Consider the following 17,284-nt stretch of genomic DNA (forward strand, 5'->3'; position numbering starts at 1 on the left):
GATGGTTTCCCGGCAAGTCGGAGCTGGTCGGCGACGAGACAAGTCCGAGTGTGAAAACAATGACGCCGCCCTGCTCGCAGAGGATTCGCCCGAATGACTGAGACCCCCCCAGCTGTTGCCCCGCCGTCAGAAGCCGAGCGTCGGCAGCCTCCGCGCGGCGTACGGGGGTTCCTGACTGCCGCAGTGCTCGCGGTGTTCGCAGCGGCGGTGTGGATTTTCGGTTACTCCGGCTGGTTCGTCGTGACAAGCGTTTGGGGCGATGACCCGGACCCGCCGAGCGTCGCTTTCGCCGCTGGCGTGGTCCTCGCCGTTGTCGGCGGATTGGTTGTCGCAGCCAGCTCCCTGGTGTCGGTGCTGCACCGCTTGGAGGTGCTGCACGATGACCAAGGGCCGGGGCGTTGGCTTCACTTCAGTTGGACGACTGGCGAACTTTGCGCGTTGGCGGGGCTGGTCGTGCTCGTTGCGCTCGGCGTCGTGATGGTCGCCTTGTCGCAGTTTACAGCGACGGGCAAGGCTGTTGTCATCGGGCTCTTCGCCTTGTGCGTCCTGATCCCGTTCGCCCCGGCATACGAGATTTGGCGGCGGCGCGCGGGCGCGAAGGCTGATTGACCGCTGCGCCCCAATTCGCAAGCGGTACCCTAGGGAACCGTGGCAACCCCAAAGGTCGAAAGGCTGATCAATCTCGTGATCGCTTTGCTTTCGGCGCGTGGGTACGTTTCGGCGGAGCAGATCCGCTCCTCCGTCTCCGGTTATTCGGACACCCCGAGCGAGGACGCCTTTGAGCGGATGTTCGAACGGGACAAGGCCGAGCTGCGCGATTTGGGCGTGCCGATCGAGACAGGCAAGATTTCGCGCACATACGGCGGCGTCGGCTACCGCATCCGCCGCGATGTCTACGAGTTGCCCGAGATCGTGTTCACTCCCGAGGAAGCGGGCGCAGTCGCCGTGGCGGGCACGCTGTGGCAGACCAAAGAGCTCGCCGGGACGGTTGATCGCGCCTTGGTGAAACTGCGCGCGGCCGGATCGCCGATCTCTCCGTCCGATTCGCCCATGGTGGATGTGGTCTGGCAGACCGAGCCGGGCTCGCGCGGTTCGGAAGAGGTGTTCACCGCGTTGGTCGCCGCGGCGGAGTCAGGTCGACGCGTCGCCTTCGACTACCGGGCCGACCCGACGCAGCCCTTCACGACCCGGACCCTTGAGCCATGGGGCGTGGTGACGCATCGGGGTCGTTGGTACGTGCTTGGTTGGGACATCGACCGCGATGCGCCGCGCACGTTCCGGCTGTCACGGGTCTACGGCGCGGTCCAAGACAAAGGGCGGGCCGAAACCGATTCGCTCTACACCCCCGAGCAGTTGCGGGCGAAGGTCGTGGAGATTGTCGACCCGCCCGCCGCCCCGCGCGGCAAGGCCTTGGTGTGGGCGGAGCGCGGTGAAGCGGAGGGTTTGCGCAGGCTCGGCTCTGTCGTCGGCGAGCGGGAGTTGGCCGGGGCGCGCGGCGACCTCGTCGAGATCCCGCTGCGCTCCGTGCGGACTCTCGCCCGAGTGGTCGCGGGATTCGCGGCGCACGCGGTCGCGCTGGAACCAGAGCAGTTGCGCGACGAGGTCGTGGCCCGGCTGCGCGCGGTCGCCCAAACCGGGGGAGGATGACGTATGCCGGCGAAAGACCTTGCGACCCGCCTCACCAAAATGCTCAGCATCATCCCGTATTTCCTCGCCCATCCCGGCCAGAACATACGGGACGGCGCCAAAGAGCTTGGCATGAGCGTCCCTGAGCTGCACCGGGACTTGAACCGGCTCTGGCTCTGCGGCCTGCCCGGCTACAGCCCCGGCGATCTGATCGACATTTCTTTCGCCGGTGACGCCGTGGAAGTGGGTTTTTCCGCAGGGGTGGACCGACCGCTGCGCCTCACGCGCACCGAGGCGACTCTTCTGGTGGTGGCGCTGCGCGCGCTGGCAGAGTTGCCGAGCGGGGTGGACCCGACGGCGGCTCTTGGCGCCATCGAGAAGATCGAGACGGCCAGCCAAGGGGGGGTCGCGGGAGCCCCTGCGGCCCAAGAGCCCGAATCGCCCGCGATCCGCACCGCCCGCGCCGCGCTTGCCGCCGGGAGGGCTTTGAAGATCCGGTACTATTCCGCCACGAGCGACGCGGTGACGGATCGCGTCATCGACCCGATCCGAGTGGTGCTGCAAGGCCGGAACTCGTACATCCAGGCGTGGTGCCGGACCTCGCGCGCGGTCCGGCTGTTCCGGTTGGACCGGCTCGAAGACGCGGCCGAGCTCCCGGAGCCGTCAAGGCCGGAAGCTTCGCCTGTGGTCACGGCCGGTTTCTGGGGGGAGTCAGGCGAGCTGCCGAAGGCGCTTGTGGCGGTGGCTCCGGACGCGGCGTGGGCGATTGAGCACCACGGCATGACGGCGACCGGCGAGCGCACCGAAGACGGGTGGCTGATCGCCGGACTCGGGTACGGCTCGCCGGGCTGGCTGCGCCGGTTCCTGCTCGGCCACGGCACGGAGATCAAGCTTCTTGAGCCCGCTGAGCTTGTCTCCGACGCCGCGGAGTCGGCCCGGATCGCGCTCCGCCGGTACGCGGCTTTCGCGGAACCCACGCCGGGAGGGGTAGAATCAGCAGGACCGACGTCATAGGAAGGTGATCGCACATGGGAACTTGGAGCGTATGGCATTGGGTGGTCGTTTTGATCGTCCTGGTGCTGCTCTTCGGCTCGAAACGGCTCCCGGACGCGGCGCGCGGCCTCGGGCGTTCGCTGCGCATCCTCAAATCCGAGGTGCGGCAGATGAACGCCGAGGGCGAGTCGGATTCGTCTGCGGATGAGCACAAGCCCGCTGGCTCGGCGCCAGCCCAGAAGCCTGTGGCTGAGCCTGCCGCGATTTCCGCCGCGCCCCAGCAGCAGGCGAACGAGCAGGCTTCGCACGCGGCAACCGCCTAGTGGCGGGGGCGGGTTCCCGCGCGGCAGGGAGGGTGCTGCGGCGGCTCGCGCGCTCAGCGAGAAGACTGCCCTCGTGGCTTCGTCGGCGGCCGAACAACCCCGACGGCGTGATGACGCTGGTGGAGCACCTCTACGAGCTGCGCCGCCGCCTGCTCATCTCCCTGGCCGCAGTGGCGGTGACGACCGCGCTCGGCATCCTCTGGTACGGGCACTCTGTGTTCGGACTGCCGAGCCTGGGCGAGATTCTGCGCCAACCGTACTGCGACCTGCCCCCAGAGCTGCGGGTCGACCTCACACATGACGGCTCGTGCCGTTTGCTCGCCACAAAACCCTTCGACCAATTCATGCTGCGGTTCCGGGTCGGGCTCCTCGCCGGGGTGGTGTTGGCGTGCCCGATGTGGCTCTATCAGCTTTGGGCGTTCATCACGCCGGGCCTGTACGCCAAAGAGCGTCGCTACGCGGTGGGTTTCGTCGTGCCCGCCGCGGTGCTCTTCGTCGGCGGCGCGGTGCTCGCGTACTCCATTTTCACCCAGGGCTTGAAGTTCCTGTTCCAAACCGGCGGCGAAGTCCAGATCGCCGCCTTGAACGGCGATGACTACTTCGACGTGTTGTGCCATCTGCTCGTGATTTTCGGGATCAGTTTCGAGCTGCCGCTTTTGGTCGTCGCGCTCAACTTTATCGGCGTGCTTGCGTACGCGAAGATCTCCGAGTGGCGGCGGGGGATCATTTTCGGCCTCTTCGTCTTCGCGGCCATTGTCACCCCTGGGCAAGACCCCTTCTCGATGTTGGCCTTGGCCCTCGCCCTCACCGTCCTCTTCGAATTCGCCGCGCAAATCGCTCATCTGCGAGAGTGGCGCCGAGCACGCAAGGCCGAACCTGCTGCGGCGCTCGCCGACGACGAGGCTGCCCCGATCGAGCCAACTGCCCCGATCCCCTCGGGCGGCTCCGACGAGCAACCGTACGTGGACGTCACATGACCGCGCCGGGCTCCCTCGCGCAGTTCCAAGAGGGCTTGCGGTTCGCGCTCGACCCGTTCCAAGAACGGGCCTGCCTCGCCGTCCAAGACGGCAGAGGCGCTTTGGTCTGCGCGCCGACCGGGGCAGGCAAGACGATCGTGGGGGAGTTCGCCGCGTTTCTCGCTGTCGCCAAAGGCGGCAAGTGCTTCTACACCACGCCTATCAAAGCGCTCTCCAACCAGAAGCACGCCGATTTTTCGGCCCTGCTCGGCGCGGACCAAGTCGGCCTTTTGACCGGGGACGTCTCGGTGAATTCCGAGGCGCCGGTCGTGGTGATGACGACCGAGGTGTTGCGCAACATGATCTACGCGCACTCGCCGACGTTGGACGGGCTCTCCCATGTTGTGATGGACGAGGTCCATTACCTCGCCGACCAGTTCCGGGGCGCGGTGTGGGAAGAAGTGATTCTCAACCTTCCGCGCGAGGTCGTCGTGGTGAGTTTGTCGGCGACGGTCGGCAACGCGGAAGAATTCGGGGAATGGCTCCAACAGGTCCGGGGGGACACCGAGGTGGTGGTCGAGGAGCGCCGTCCCGTGCCGCTGTCCCAGCATGTGCTCGTCGGCGAGCGGATGTTCGACCTGGAGCCGCCGCCCGCCGGCGAAGAGGCGCAAGCAGCCCGCCAACAGCACGGCGAGCGCAGCGCCGACGGCGCCCTGTCCAAGGCCGAACGGCGGTTGCGCCACGAGCTAGAAGCCCATATCAAGCAGCAGGAGGCGCTAGCGAGCTTTGACGACCCGAGGTCGCCTCGCCGCCGAAGCGGTCCCCAGCGCGCTGGCCGCCGAGGCGGGCCAGGACGGGTGCTTTTGCCTCGGGCGAAGGTGATCGGCAAGCTGGAGGACGAACGCCTTTTGCCTGCGATTTGGTTCATCTTCTCCCGGGCGGGCTGCGACGACGCGGTCGCGCAATGCCTGCGTTCCCCGCTGCGGCTGATTTCCCCGGAGCAGAGCGCCCAAGTCCGCGCGCTGATCGAAGAGCGCACCGCGCAGTTGGACTCCGCCGACCTGAAGGTTCTCGGCTACGACACGTGGAAGGCCGCTCTGGAGCGCGGCGTCGCGGCCCACCACGCCGGTATGTTCACGCTCTGGCGCCATATCGTGGAAGAACTGTTCGCGAAGGGCATGGTGCGAGTCGTGTTCGCGACGGAGACGCTCGCCCTCGGCGTGAACATGCCCGCCCGGTCAGTGGTTCTCGAAAGTTTGGTGAAATTCAACGGCGAATCGCATGTGGACCTGACACCTGGGGAATACACCCAGCTCACTGGGCGCGCTGGTCGTCGGGGCATTGACACGCGCGGACACGCGGTGCTGCGTTGGAAACCGGGGGTGCGGGCGGCGACGATGTTGCGCCTGACCGATTCGCGGACCTACCCGCTGCGCAGCTCTTTCCGGCCCTCGTACAACATGTCGGTGAACCTCATCGACCGCATCGGCCCCGCTGCCAGTCGGAGCCTTTTGGCCCAGTCGTTCGCCCAGTTCCAAACGGATCGCTCGGTGTCCTCCGCCGCCGCGGTGCTCAGCAAGCGCGAACAGGAGCTGGCGAGAGAGACCAGCAGGCTCGACACCGCCGCGTCTCCGTTGACCTCTTCGGACGTGATGGACTACCTGGCCTGCAAAGCGGAGCTGAGCGGCGGCGCACGCGGGCAACAGCGCAAAGGGCGCGCTGTGTCCCGTTCGCGGGGCGCGGTCGGCGACGGCCTGCGCTCCTTGCGCCGAGGCGACGTGGTGCGAGTGCCGGTCGGGCGCAGACAAGGGTGGGCAGTGGTGCTCACGCCCGATCACGACGGCGCGCATCCGAGACCGCTGATCCTCGCCGAGTCGGGCTGGAGCGGCAAGGTGTCTGCTGTGGATTTCGCGCATGAGCCGCCGCAGGTCGCGGGCGCGATGTCGGTGCCGAAGCACCTGGATCCAAGGGACGGGCGGACCAAACGCGACATGGCCGCACGCTTGAACGCCTACACGGCGACATTGCCTCTTGCGCCGCCGAAACGCGAACGGGCAGCTGCCTCGGACGGGCCTCGCCCCTTGCGCGAGCACCCGGTGCACCGTCTTGCGCAACGGGAGGAAGTGCTTGCCATCGCTCGGCGGCGGCAGACCCTCGCGGCGCAAGCGGAACGGCTTCGAGAAGAGATCGGGGGCCGATCCGGCTCGCTGGCCAGAATGTTCGACCACATCACGGCGCTGCTCGCGGACTTCGGCTATTTGGCCCAGGACCCGGATTCCGACGAGGGGCCGATCACCACCGATCTGGGCCGGATGTTGCGGCGGACGTACAGCGAGTCCGATTTGCTGATTTGCGAATGCTTGCGCTGGCGGGTGTGGGAGGAGCTGTCGCCGGCTGAACTCGCCGCAGTGGCGTCGTGCGTGCTCTACGAGCCGCGCGGGGACGATGAGCGGGTGTCGCGGATGCCGACCAAGGCGGCGCAGACAGCTTTGGTCGAGACGTCGAAACTGTGGAGCGAAGTCCGCCAGGCCGAACAGGCGCGGGGGCTGCCGATGACACGCGAGCCCCATGCGGGCCTCGCGCACGCGATGTGGGCCTGGGCGAGCGGCGAGAGCCTCGGCGACACGTTGGACAGCCATCGCGGGCTTTCCCTCACGCCGGGGGATTTCATCCGGTGGTGCAGGCAGGTGGTCGACCTTTTGGGCCAGATCGAAGCTCTCGCGCCGAGCGGGGAGCTCGCGAAGCGCGCCCGCGCCGCGATCGACGGGGTGCGGCGCGGCGTCGTCGCCCTCGGGTCCTGATTCGTGCCCGGAGCCGTCACGCCTCCTCGAGCGCCTCGCTGGCCTCGGCGAGGAGCGCCGCCCACGCTTGGGGTTCGCGAGCGTTGATCCGCTCCACCGGGCCCGAGACGCAGAGCGCTCCTCGGACCTTCGCCGAGCGGGCGTCGCGGACGGGGATCGAGACGCTGGCCACGCCGGGCTCTCGTTCGCCGCTGCTGTGCGCCCAGCCTCGTTCGCGGACGAGCTCGAGGGCGCGCTCGTCGAACGCGGCTTCTCGCAGATGCCGCTCGCGCAGCTCGGGCTCTTCCCAAGCGAGGAGCACTTGCGCGCCCGATCCGGCCGTGAGCGAGAGCCGAGCGCCGACGAGCACGGAGTCTCGCAGCCCGGAAGCTGGTTCCACTGCCGCGACACACACCCTTTGGTCTCCTTCGCGCCGGTACAGCTGCACGCTTTCTCCGACGCGTTCGCGCAATGCGGGGAAAATCTGCCCCGCGGCCAGCACGAGGGGGTCCGCCGCGTGCTCGGCGAGCTCGTGCAGCCACGGGCCGAGGGTGAAACGGCCCTCGGCGTCTTTGGCGGCCAGGCGGTGCGTGTGCAGCGCTTGGGCGAGGCGGTGCGCTGTGGCGCGGGGCAGGCCGGTGCGTTCGACGAGTTCGCTCAGGCTCGCCGGGCCTCTGCGGAGAACATGCAGGACGAGGGCCGATTTGTCGAGCACGCCGATCCCGCTGCTGCCGATTTCGGCGAAGTTCGAACCTCTGCTAATATTGTCCATATGTTGATACTATCATCTCATATATTGGGAAGATAGTTTGAGGAACTGAGAAACCGCTGATGACCGCTCGACAGAAGGAGGCGCCGTGACAGCCCCGCGGACCTTGGCCCAGAAAGTGTGGGACAACCACGTCGTCGCCCGAGACGAGTCGGGCGGAGCCGACCTGCTCTACATCGACCTGCATCTCGTCCACGAGGTGACCAGCCCCCAGGCCTTCGACGGCCTGCGCCTCGCCGGTCGCAAGCTGCGCCGCCCCGACCTCACCATCGCGACCGAGGACCACAACGTTCCCACGGACGGCCTCCTCGGCCCGATCCAGGACCCGATCTCGCGCGCGCAGATCGAGGCGTTGCGCAAAAACACGGCCGAGTTCGGTGTGCCGCTGCATCCCATGGGGGCCGCCGAACAGGGCATCGTGCATGTCATGGGCCCGCAGCTCGGCCTCACCCAGCCGGGGACCACAGTGGTGTGCGGAGACAGCCACACCTCCACCCACGGCGCGTTCGGCGCGTTCGCGCTCGGCATCGGCACCTCGGAGGTCGAACACGTCATGGCGACGCAGACGCTGTGGCTGAAACGGTTCCGGACGATGTCTATCGACGTCTCTGGCTCTTTGCCTCTCGGAGTCACCGCGAAGGACCTCATCCTCGCCGTGATCGCCGAGATCGGCACCGGCGGCGGGCTCGGCCATGTGCTCGAATACCGGGGCAACGCCGTGCGCGAGCTGTCGATGGAGGCCCGCATGACGATGTGCAACATGTCGATCGAGGCTGGCGCGCGGGCGGGGATGGTCGCCCCGGACGAGACGACTTTCGCCTACCTGAAAGGACGCGAGCGCGCCCCCAAGGGCGCCGACTGGGACCGGGCCGTCGCCGCGTGGCGTCAGCTGCCCACCGACGAGGGCGCACAGTTCGACCACGAGGTGCGCATCAACGGCGACACGCTCGCCCCATTCGTGACCTGGGGCACGAACCCTGGCCAGGGCGCCCCTTTGTCCGCCGCGGTGCCCGACCCGGACGCCTTGGGCGACGACAACGAGCGGGCCGCGGCGCGGCGGGCGCTGGACTACATGGGCCTTCAGGCGGGCACCCCGTTGCGCGAGGTCTCGGTGAACACGGTGTTCGTCGGGTCCTGCACGAACGGGCGGATCGAAGACCTGCGCGATGTCGCGGCCGTCTTGCGCGGGCGCAAAGTTGCCGACGGCGTGCGGATGCTCGTCGTCCCCGGTTCTGGCCGGGTGCGCGAGCAGGCTGAGGCCGAGGGGCTTGCCGAAGTGTTCGAGAAAGCGGGCGCGGAGTGGCGTCAGCCCGGCTGCTCGATGTGCCTTGGCATGAACCCAGACCAGCTCGCGCCGGGCGACCGGTGCGCGAGCACGTCGAACCGCAACTTCGAGGGCCGTCAAGGCAAGGGCGGGCGCACGCACCTGGTCTCGCCGCTCGTCGCCGCCGCCACGGCCGTGCGCGGCAAGCTGTCCGCCCCGGCAGATCTCTAGGAGAGAAGAACATGGAACCTTTCACCCGGCACACCGGCGTCGGCGTGCCCTTGCGCCGCTTCCAGGTCGACACGGACCAGATCATCCCCGCCGAGTACTTGAAGCGGGTCACTCGCACGGGATTCGAGGACGGCCTGTTCGCCAGTTGGCGCAGCGAACCCGGCTTCATCCTGAACCGACCGCCCTACGACCAAGGCTCCGTGCTCGTCGCGGGCAGCCCGTTCGGCGTCGGCTCCTCGCGCGAGCACGCGGTGTGGGCGTTGTGGGACTTCGGTTTCCGAGCGGTGGTCGCGGCCGAGTTCGGCGACATCTTCCGGGGCAACGCGGGCAAGTCGGGCCTGCTCACCGCTCAAGTGACGCAACCGGACGTGGAACTTTTGTGGAAGGTGCTCGAAGAGCAGCCCGGCATGGAGGTCGCGGCGGATCTGGTGGCGAAGACGATCACGGCGGGCCCGGTGACGGTCCCGTTCCACATTGACGACGGGGTCCGCCACCGACTCTTGGAAGGTTTGGACGACGTGGCGCTCACGTTGCAATACGCGCAGGAGCTGGCCGCGTTCGAGGCGAGTCGCCCGTCCTGGATGCCGACGACCGGAGGCTGAGCTCCGACCGGTTCCGGCCGAGTCGGGTTCGTCGGGACCGCGACTCGGGGTCTCTGGTTTGCGATGCGCTCGCCACAGCGCGCTTTTCTTCGGCGCGTGGTTTTTTTCGGGTTCGGCTTTCGTTTCGCTGCGCTGACAGGCCTCGTTGTGCCGCTTTTCGCCGTGAATATCGGCGTGTTTTCGGTCGAAAGAATCACCGAATGTGAATTCTTCTTCGGCATTCTCCTCCGCGGTCTTTGCGAGCTGTTTTTCTTCTGTTGTCTGACATCGGCAAACGGGAGCATTCACTCCTTGATCTGCCTCTCTTCGACCAGTCGAGTATGTGAATAGTTTTTCCTGTTTTTTTATAGAAAACCAGTTTTTTATTTGTTAGTTTCGGGTCATGACAAAAAATATTCTCATCCCACTTCCTGGAAGTCATCGGGCCGCGCCCCACGCGATGGTCGCGAGGGCGCAGATCCCCGCCGACGAACGACTCGTTGTGACCCTTGTGCTGCGTCGTCGGGCTTTGCTGCCCGAGGCTTTTATCCGGGAGCCCCAAACATTGAGCAGCTCGGAGCTGACCGAAAGCTATGGCGCTGATCCTGACGACGCCGACCTGGTCGCGAAAGTGCTCGGCCGTTTCGGGTTCGACATCCTCGAGACGGACTTGCGCTCGCGCAGAATCCGCGCCGAGGCTGACGCCGAAACCATTGAGCGGGCGTTCGGTTCGACGCTGTTCTGCCATGTGCCGGAAGACTCTGGTTCGAGCGCCGAGGTGTCCTACCGGTGCCGTGAAGGCGAACTGCAGCTCCCGGCGGAACTGGCCGATGTGGTCACGGCGGTCCTTGGGGTCGACAATCGGCCCCAGGCTCGCCCAAGCCTGCAACTCGCCTCGGCCGCAACCGGCCTGGTCGCGTACACGCCGCCCGAACTCGCCCGAATTTACAATTTCCCCGAAGACGTTTCCGGAGCAGGCCAGCGGCTCGCGATCCTCGAACTTGGCGGAGGCTACTCCATCAGCGAGCTGCAAAATTATTTCGCACAACTGGGCGTCGCCGCCCCCACAGTCAGGTCCGTGTCCGTGGACGGGGCCAGCAACGCCCCGCAAGGCACGCCGAACGGCCCGGACGGCGAAGTCCTCCTGGACATCGAGGTCGCCGGGGCAATGGCGAACGGCGCGGAAGTGATCGTGTACTTCGCGCCGAACACCGACCAGGGCTTCCTCGACGCGGTGAGCAAAGCCATCCACGCTTCCCCGGCGCCGACAGCGCTGAGCATCAGCTGGGGAGCCCCGGAGTACGAATGGACAGACCAAGCGGTGAACGCGATGAACGAGGTTTTCGCCGACGCGGCTGCCCTGGGCGTGACCGTGATCGCAGCTGCTGGGGACGACGGCAGCTCCAACGGCGGCCTCTTCTGGGAGTCGGGAGTGAATTTCCCGGCCTCGAGCCAGCTTGTGCTCGCATGCGGCGGCACCACGCTGTACGCGGACCCCTCGAGCGGGGCCGTCTCTTCGGAGACGGTTTGGAACGCCGGGTCTTCGGGAGCAACTGGCGGCGGGATCAGCGATCTGTTCTTGCGCCCCACGTGGCAGTCGACGGTTTCGGTGCCAGGCGGGGGCAGGATGAGGGGCCTTCCTGACGTGTCCGCGGTGGCGGATTCCGGGACGGGGTACATCGTCCTCGTGGATGGCGTCTTGACGGTGCTCGGAGGGACGAGCGCAGTCGCGCCGCTCTGGGCGGCCCTTGTGTGCCGTCTCGTGGAATCACTCGGCAGACCGTTGGGGCTGCTGCAGCCGTTGATCTACCCCGAGTCCTTCGGACAGTCCGCCGCACCAGCCTTTCGCGACATCACGCAAGGGTCCAATGGCGCCTACCAGGCCGCCGCCGGGTGGGACGCCTGCACGGGCCTCGGCGTTCCGAACGGCGAGGCGTTGTTGGACCATCTGCGGCAACAAATCCAAACCTGACCGGCCATATCCATAAGTGAACGAGGAGGTCGCCGTGCTGTGCGGTCATGCGGGAAAGCACGGCGACGTTCCTGTTCGAGGAGCCGACGCGCGCGTCACGGCTGTGGTCCTCGCGGCAAAAGCCGCACCGGAAGGTGCAGCGAGGGCCGTGGGATGGGCTGCCGGTCGCTTTGCCGTTTCGCGTTTCGGTACACCTCGGCGGTCCGTTCCGCGACGCGGAGCCAGTCGAATTCACTGCTGATCCGCTCCCGCGCTGCTTTTGCTCTGCGCGCCGAGCGCGTCGGGCTCGCGAGCGAGCGGCTCACCGCTTCGGCGAGCGCGGGGACGTCGCCGGGCGGGAAAGACCAGCCGGTGCGGTTTTCAGCCACCGCCTCGCCCAGCCCGCCGGTGTCGGCCACGACCAGAGGTATTCCTGCGGCCGCGCCTTCCAGCGCGACTAAGCCGAAAGGCTCGTAACGGCTCGGCACGACCATCACAGAGGACGACCGCATATGGCGGCGGATTCCGACGTGGTCGAGGTTCCCGAAAAACCTGACCGCGCTGGCCACCTTGTGATCCCGAGCCACCTCGCGGAGCCAGCGCTCCTGGGTGCCTGCGCCGACCACAGACAGCGTCGTCCCTGGGTGCGCTTCGCGGATCAGAGGCAGCGATTCGATGAGGTCGTGCACGCCTTTCTCGTATTCGAGCCGTCCCACGAAGAGCAATTTGGGCACCGCGGCACAGCGGTCCGGGGGTGTGAACGGCCATGCGGACAGATCGATGCCATTGGGGATCACCGACGGCTCCTCGGCGGCCCCCGTGATCCCGAAGAGCGCGCTCGTTTCGCGGCGCATGGACTCCGAGCAGCAAATCAGCGCGTCTGAGGAGCGCACCAGCCAGTGCTCTGCCGAATGCACTTGAGCGCTGACCGCATTGCCGATCCAGCCGTCGTGACGGCCCGCTTCAGTGGCGTGGACTGTGGTGATGAGCGGGATGTCGAGGTGTTCGGCCAACGCGATCGCGGGGGCCGCCACCAGCCAGTCATGGGCGTGCAGCACATCGGGTTGGAACGTTTCTGCGAGCGAGAGGCCGGCCCGGAGCATCGCGTGGCCCAGCGAGAGCGTCCACGCGACCAGATCGGAGCCGAATTCGAGGCTCAACGGGTCTTCGGGCACCAACACGACCCGCACGCCGTCCTGTGTTGTCTCGGGGCGCGGGCACTGCGAGGCTGTGGCCCCCATCGGGCCTCGGGACAGCACTGCAACCTCGTGTCCGAGAGCGGCCAGGGCCTTGGCCAGCTCCTGCACATGCTTGCCGAGCCCGCCGACCACGACGGGAGGATGCTCCCAGCTGAGCAAGAGGACGCGCATCAGCGCGGACCGAGACGACGCGCGTCGAGCTGGCCGAACAGGCTGTCGGCGATGTTCCAGCCCTGGGCGAGGCGAACAGCTTTGCCCTCGTGGCCGGACTCAGCGGCCTGGGCGATCTCGCGCACCGCGTGCGCGTGCAGGTGCGCCCGGTCCCGCGCGTACTGGGCGGCAGTGTCCTTGCTCACCAGGAATGCCCAGTCGCTCGCGACGGTGAGCAGTGTTTCGCGCAGGATCTGATCGCTCACCCGGTCCCGGAACAGCTGCGTCCCGGCGAGCCGCTTGTCGACGGTCCGCAGCGCTGTTTCCGCCACGTCCGCGTTGAGCTCGACGAGGTCGGCGACTTGCGGCCCGGACCACACCCGCCAGTCTTTTCCAGAGCCCCAGGAGCAGTCCGCGGGGTCGAGGCGCTCGCCGACAAAACCGTTCGCCGCCGCCTCGGCGAGCGTGCCGACCCGCACGCCCGCCGCCGGCAGCGCGGTCAGCACTTGCTCAAGCCATTGCGGCCCCTCATGCCACCAGTGGCCGAAGAGCTCGGTGTCGAACGCCGCGACCACCAGGGCGGGCCGCCCAGTCCGCGCGGATTCGGCGGAGAGCCGCTCGCGCACGGTTTGCACGAAGTCGTCCACGTCTCGGCGCACGGCGATCTGTGCCCGAGCGGGGTCGTAGGGGGCTTTCTCCTCGCCGGGGACATGATGCCCGGTCACTCGGGCCGGTTTGAGACCGACGAGATGGTCGTAGGTGTGGAAGTCGCGGTACGCGCCGTCCCCCGGGTAGCCGGACTTCGGCGACCACACCCGGTATGTGACCGCGAGGTCGCGCCCGAACGCGAGCACATCTGTGCCCTCCACCGGTCGCGCGAGCGTGGTCTCGCCGTGCATCGCGGGCCCGTCGAGCAGGAACCGCCGCACGCCGGCTTGTGCGTATTCTGCGCCCATCCCTGGCGTGAACGCGCATTCGGGCGCCCAAATCCCCCCGGGGCGCCCGAGCCCGCGGGCCTGCGCGTCGGCGAGGCCCTCTCGCAGGGCGAACTCGCGCAGCCTCGGGTGCAGCAACGGGCTGAAGGAGTGGGCGAGCGGCCCGCCGAGCAGCTCGATCACACCGGAATCCACCAGATCTCGCACCACCGGGGACCCGCCGTGCAGCCAGTTGGACTCGAACTCGGCGAGCGCCGCGCCAGCCTCTCGGCGCTCGTGCGCGCCGAGGCGGCGCAGCGCCTCTGGCGAGCTTGCGGTGCCCGGACGAGCCCCGGTGGATTGGACAACGGCGGCCTCGTCGGCGCGCAGGGCCCAGTTCGCGAGCCAATGCCGCATGCCGGCCAGGGCGCTGGGGTCGTCCAGCTGCGCCGCCAACACCGGGGTGAGCGACAAAGAGAGCAGGTTCGCGCGTCCGCGCTCGCCCAGCCTGCGCAGCAGGGAGAACAGCGGCAGATACGACTGCGCCCAAGCTTGATACAGCCACTCTTCGCCCACCGGCCACCGGCCGTGGTGGACCACCCAGGGCAGGTGGGTGTGCAGAACGAGGGAGAACATGCCGGGCACGGTCTGACCCGCCGCGCCGCCCCGAGTCACGCCTTGGCTCCGAAGGCGATCAGGTCGAGGCTTGTGTCAAGCTCGCCGACAGTTTCATATGCGCGGGTCTCGAACACGAAATCTTTTGTCGTCACGCTCGACACCGCGTCGCGCAGCGCCTCCGGCCACGCTTGGCCCGAGATGGCCAGCTCGGTTTGGGCGCCGATCAGCCCGCCGGGGTGTTTCGAGTCGAGTTCGGCCAAACGGGCGCCGTGGTACAAGCCCGTCATGGATGTGCGCGCGAATCCGGCTTCGACCATGAGGTCCCAGAGCTCCTTCGGCGCGAACTCTTTGGTGTGGAACGGGTTCAGCGGCGTTCGCCGACCGGGGGAGAAGGTGATCCGATTGGGGGTGGAGACCACGAGCGTCCCGTTTTCCCGCAGGACACGGTGGCATTCGCGCAGGAAGCCGATCTGATCCCAAAGATGCTCGATCACCTGGAGGTTGACGATCACATCGATGGAGCCGGATTGGAACGGCAGCGCCGCCAGATTGCCTCGGACCGCTGCGACCTGGGGATATTTGGCGCAGGTGTGCGCGATGGCTTGCTGGTCGTAGTCGAGGGCGAACACTGTTTCGGCGTGCTGCGCCAACAGATTCGCGCCGTATCCTTCGCCGGAACCTGCTTCGAGCACGACTTTGGCCGCGCACAGCTCGTTTCCGGCGGGGGAGAGCATCTGGTACACGGCTTCATGTCTGCGGAACCAGTAGTTCTCCCTGGCCACGCCGGGGACGGTCCGCTCTCCGGTGAGCGGCAGGGGGTCGAGTTCAGATGGTGTGGACATGTGGGGAACAACAGTATCAAGAGGGCCAGGTGCTGTTTTTTCGGAGGCGATGCGGTACCGTTTCCCTAGCGGTGGTACGTTACTCACGGGTAACTTGAAGCTTCGTCGCAAAGTTTCGCCCCGAGCGCAGCGTTCTGATCGCAGCTCGTGCAAGCGAAAGTTTTCGAGAGACTTCTTCACGCGCGCAGTCCCGCGGGTCGCCCGGCGCACACCGCCATGGCGGCGCTCCCCAGCGCCGCCGCCCAACCGAAAACGTCGATCGAGGAGACACGAGGCAAACCCATGCCGAATATCGTTGTACTGATCAAGCAGGTTCCGGACACCTGGTCCGAGCGCAAACTGACCGATAGCGACTACACCTTGGACCGGGGCGCGGCCGACGCGGTCCTCGACGAGATCAACGAGCGCTCGGTCGAAGAGGCGCTGCAAATCAAAGAACGCGACGGGGGCGAGGTCGTCGTCCTGACCGTTGGGCCCGAGCGCGCCGGCGAGGCTGTGCGCAAAGCGCTGTCCATGGGCGCTGACCGCGCCGTGCACGTCCAGGACGACGCGATCCGAGGCTCTGACGCGATTCAGACTGCCTGGGTGATCGCCAAGGCGCTCGGCACCATCGAGGGCGTGAGCCTGGTCATCGCCGGCAACGAGTCCACAGACGGCCGTGTCGGCGCGGTCCCCGCGATCGTCGCGGAGTACCTGGGCCTGCCCCAGCTCACCAGCGTCCGCGAGCTCACGTTCGACGGCGAGAGCATCACCGCCGTGCGCGAGACCGACGAGGCCGTCTACACGCTCAAAGCCACGCTCCCCGCGATCGTCTCGGTGACGGAGAAGATCAACGAGCCCAGGTTCCCGTCCTTCAAGGGCATCATGGCCGCGAAGAAGAAGCCGGTCGAGGTGCTTTCCCTCGCCGACCTCGGCGTCGAGGCGGACGAGGTCGGCTTCGCGAACGCTGGCTCCAAGGTCCAGTCGGTGACCGCCAAGCCGCCGAAGTCGGCTGGCGAGAAGGTCGTGGACGAGGGCGACGGCGAAGGCGGCCCGAAGATCGCGCAGTACCTCATTTCCCACAAGATCATCTGAACCGTCCGACGCACGCACCGAAAAAGACTGACTTTAGGAGAAAATCATGGCTGAAGTTCTCGCTCTCATCGACTACGCGGACGGCGCTCCGCGCAAGGCAGCTCTCGAGCTGATCACTGCCGCGAACACCATCGGCGAGGCGTCTGCTGTCGTCGTCGGCGCACCGGGCACCGCTGATTCGCTCGCCGCCGCGCTCAAGGCCGCCGGTGCCCACAAGATCTACGCCGCCGAGTCCGAGATCGCGACGAAGTACTTCCTCACCCCCAAGGTGGACGTGCTCGCCGCTCTCGCGGAGTCGGCTTCCCCTGCCGCGATCCTCATCTCGGCCTCGATCGACGGCAAAGAGGTCGCAGGGCGGGTCGCAGCACGGCTCGGCTCTGGACTTTTGACCGACGTTGTCGAGGTCAAGCAGGACGGCTCCGCCGTGCACTCGATCTTCGGCGGCGCGTTCACCGTGGACGCCGAGACCACCGGCGGGATCCCGGTCATCTCCGTTCGTCCGGGCTCTGTCACCGCGGCCCCGCAGGAGGCCGCTGGCGCTGTGGAGAACATCGAAGTCCCTGAGCCCGCCGCCAACGCCGTGGAGATTCTTTCCACGGAGCCGCTGCAGAAGGGCGACCGTCCGGAGCTCACCGAGGCGACCATCGTGGTCTCCGGCGGGCGTGGCGTCGGCAGCGCCGACAACTTCCATGTCGTCGAGTCCCTCGCCGATTCCTTCGGCGCGGCGGTCGGCGCGTCCCGTGCTGCTGTGGACTCCGGCTTCTACCCGGGCCAGTTCCAAGTCGGCCAAACCGGCAAGACCGTCTCGCCGCAGCTGTACGTCGCGCTCGGCATCTCCGGCGCGATCCAGCACCGCGCGGGCATGCAGACGTCGAAGACCATCATCGCGGTGAACAAGGACGAAGAGGCCCCGATCTTCGAGATCGCGGACTACGGTGTGGTCGGCGACCTGTTCAAGGTCGCCCCGACTCTCGAGAAAGAGGTCAAGAGCCACAAAGGCTGAGTTTCAGCTT

15 protein-coding genes are annotated in these 17,284 nt (G+C 67.2%); 11 read left to right on the top strand and 4 right to left on the bottom strand.

Annotated elements, in window-relative coordinates; all coding sequences use genetic code 11:
• Positions 1–93 precede the first annotated feature (93 nt).
• The 6 genes from SROT_RS06960 to SROT_RS06985 all read left to right on the top strand — a co-directional run bounded on the left by SROT_RS06960 (position 94) and on the right by SROT_RS06985 (position 6,699).
• Entirely contained in the window at positions 94–609 is a 516-nt protein-coding gene (locus SROT_RS06960) for a hypothetical protein (protein WP_013138308.1), read from the top strand.
• A 39-nt stretch (positions 610–648) separates the two neighbouring features.
• Positions 649–1,647: a helix-turn-helix transcriptional regulator gene (locus SROT_RS06965; protein ID WP_013138309.1), complete on the top strand. Its 999-nt coding sequence runs from the start codon at positions 649–651 to the stop codon at positions 1,645–1,647.
• Between the two features lie 3 nt (positions 1,648–1,650).
• Complete coding sequence (locus SROT_RS06970) at positions 1,651–2,640, top strand: helix-turn-helix transcriptional regulator (RefSeq protein WP_013138310.1); 990 nt, start codon at positions 1,651–1,653, stop codon at positions 2,638–2,640.
• 14 nt (positions 2,641–2,654) lie between these two features.
• Positions 2,655–2,942 carry a Sec-independent protein translocase subunit TatA gene (gene tatA, locus SROT_RS06975; RefSeq protein ID WP_013138311.1) on the top strand — a complete coding sequence of 96 codons (288 nt, stop codon included), beginning with the start codon at positions 2,655–2,657 and terminating at the stop codon, positions 2,940–2,942.
• A 110-nt stretch (positions 2,943–3,052) separates the two neighbouring features.
• Positions 3,053–3,919 (top strand): twin-arginine translocase subunit TatC, encoded by an 867-nt coding sequence (gene tatC, locus SROT_RS06980; protein ID WP_013138312.1) that lies wholly within the window; start codon positions 3,053–3,055, stop codon positions 3,917–3,919.
• Positions 3,916–6,699 (top strand): DEAD/DEAH box helicase, encoded by a 2,784-nt coding sequence (locus tag SROT_RS06985; RefSeq protein WP_013138313.1) that lies wholly within the window; start codon positions 3,916–3,918, stop codon positions 6,697–6,699. Before tatC ends, SROT_RS06985 begins: the two co-directional genes overlap by 4 nt.
• Before the next feature lie 16 nt (positions 6,700–6,715).
• Here SROT_RS06985 and SROT_RS06990 read toward each other — a convergent pair whose 3' ends face one another.
• Positions 6,716–7,450, bottom strand: coding sequence for an IclR family transcriptional regulator (locus SROT_RS06990; protein WP_013138314.1), 735 nt, complete (start codon positions 7,448–7,450; stop codon positions 6,716–6,718).
• 85 nt (positions 7,451–7,535) lie between these two features.
• On the opposite strand from SROT_RS06990, the gene leuC reads away from it, so the two are divergent.
• The 3 genes from leuC to SROT_RS07005 all read left to right on the top strand — a co-directional run bounded on the left by leuC (position 7,536) and on the right by SROT_RS07005 (position 11,495).
• Positions 7,536–8,942, top strand: a complete 1,407-nt coding sequence (leuC, locus tag SROT_RS06995; protein ID WP_013138315.1) for a 3-isopropylmalate dehydratase large subunit — start codon at positions 7,536–7,538, stop codon at positions 8,940–8,942.
• Positions 8,943–8,953: 11 nt separating this feature from the next.
• Positions 8,954–9,544, top strand: a complete 591-nt coding sequence (gene leuD, locus SROT_RS07000; RefSeq protein ID WP_013138316.1) for a 3-isopropylmalate dehydratase small subunit — start codon at positions 8,954–8,956, stop codon at positions 9,542–9,544.
• Positions 9,545–9,926: 382 nt separating this feature from the next.
• Positions 9,927–11,495 (top strand): S53 family peptidase, encoded by a 1,569-nt coding sequence (locus SROT_RS07005; protein WP_041407044.1) that lies wholly within the window; start codon positions 9,927–9,929, stop codon positions 11,493–11,495.
• 95 nt (positions 11,496–11,590) lie between these two features.
• Here the strand turns inward: SROT_RS07005 and SROT_RS07010 are convergent, their stop codons facing one another.
• The 3 genes from SROT_RS07010 to SROT_RS07020 are packed head-to-tail and all read right to left on the bottom strand — an operon-like array spanning position 11,591 to position 15,248.
• Positions 11,591–12,844, bottom strand: a complete 1,254-nt coding sequence (locus SROT_RS07010; protein WP_013138318.1) for a glycosyltransferase family 4 protein — start codon at positions 12,842–12,844, stop codon at positions 11,591–11,593.
• Positions 12,844–14,373 (bottom strand): 1,4-alpha-glucan branching protein domain-containing protein, encoded by a 1,530-nt coding sequence (locus tag SROT_RS07015; protein ID WP_049773415.1) that lies wholly within the window; start codon positions 14,371–14,373, stop codon positions 12,844–12,846. The genes SROT_RS07010 and SROT_RS07015 overlap by 1 nt, the downstream gene beginning before the upstream one ends.
• A 35-nt stretch (positions 14,374–14,408) precedes the next feature.
• A complete protein-coding gene (locus SROT_RS07020; RefSeq protein WP_425358196.1) occupies positions 14,409–15,248 on the bottom strand; it encodes a class I SAM-dependent methyltransferase in 840 nt (279 codons plus the stop codon).
• A 231-nt stretch (positions 15,249–15,479) separates the two neighbouring features.
• Between SROT_RS07020 and SROT_RS07025 the strand changes: the two genes are divergently transcribed.
• Positions 15,480–16,271, top strand: a complete 792-nt coding sequence (locus SROT_RS07025; protein WP_013138321.1) for an electron transfer flavoprotein subunit beta/FixA family protein — start codon at positions 15,480–15,482, stop codon at positions 16,269–16,271.
• Positions 16,272–16,317: 46 nt separating this feature from the next.
• Entirely contained in the window at positions 16,318–17,274 is a 957-nt protein-coding gene (locus tag SROT_RS07030) for an electron transfer flavoprotein subunit alpha/FixB family protein (RefSeq protein ID WP_013138322.1), read from the top strand.
• The last annotated feature ends 10 nt before the right edge of the window (positions 17,275–17,284 follow it).

It is taken from the genome of Segniliparus rotundus DSM 44985, assembly GCF_000092825.1.
Lineage (GTDB): Bacteria > Actinomycetota > Actinomycetes > Mycobacteriales > Mycobacteriaceae > Segniliparus > Segniliparus rotundus.

Excerpts from the sequence above, each read along its gene's own strand:
- SROT_RS06960 (WP_013138308.1), top strand. The coding sequence starts at position 94 with ATGACTGAGACCCCCCCAGCTGTTGCCCCGCCGTCAGAAGCCGAGCGT.
- SROT_RS06970 (WP_013138310.1), top strand. The coding sequence starts at position 1,651 with ATGCCGGCGAAAGACCTTGCGACCCGCCTCACCAAAATGCTCAGCATC.
- tatA (WP_013138311.1), top strand. The coding sequence starts at position 2,655 with ATGGGAACTTGGAGCGTATGGCATTGGGTGGTCGTTTTGATCGTCCTG.
- tatC (WP_013138312.1), top strand. The coding sequence starts at position 3,053 with ATGACGCTGGTGGAGCACCTCTACGAGCTGCGCCGCCGCCTGCTCATC.
- SROT_RS06985 (WP_013138313.1), top strand. The coding sequence starts at position 3,916 with ATGACCGCGCCGGGCTCCCTCGCGCAGTTCCAAGAGGGCTTGCGGTTC.
- SROT_RS06990 (WP_013138314.1), bottom strand. The coding sequence starts at position 7,450 with ATGGACAATATTAGCAGAGGTTCGAACTTCGCCGAAATCGGCAGCAGC.
- leuD (WP_013138316.1), top strand. The coding sequence starts at position 8,954 with ATGGAACCTTTCACCCGGCACACCGGCGTCGGCGTGCCCTTGCGCCGC.
- SROT_RS07005 (WP_041407044.1), top strand. The coding sequence starts at position 9,927 with ATGACAAAAAATATTCTCATCCCACTTCCTGGAAGTCATCGGGCCGCG.
- SROT_RS07010 (WP_013138318.1), bottom strand. The coding sequence starts at position 12,844 with ATGCGCGTCCTCTTGCTCAGCTGGGAGCATCCTCCCGTCGTGGTCGGC.
- SROT_RS07015 (WP_049773415.1), bottom strand. The coding sequence starts at position 14,373 with ATGTTCTCCCTCGTTCTGCACACCCACCTGCCCTGGGTGGTCCACCAC.
- SROT_RS07025 (WP_013138321.1), top strand. The coding sequence starts at position 15,480 with ATGCCGAATATCGTTGTACTGATCAAGCAGGTTCCGGACACCTGGTCC.
- SROT_RS07030 (WP_013138322.1), top strand. The coding sequence starts at position 16,318 with ATGGCTGAAGTTCTCGCTCTCATCGACTACGCGGACGGCGCTCCGCGC.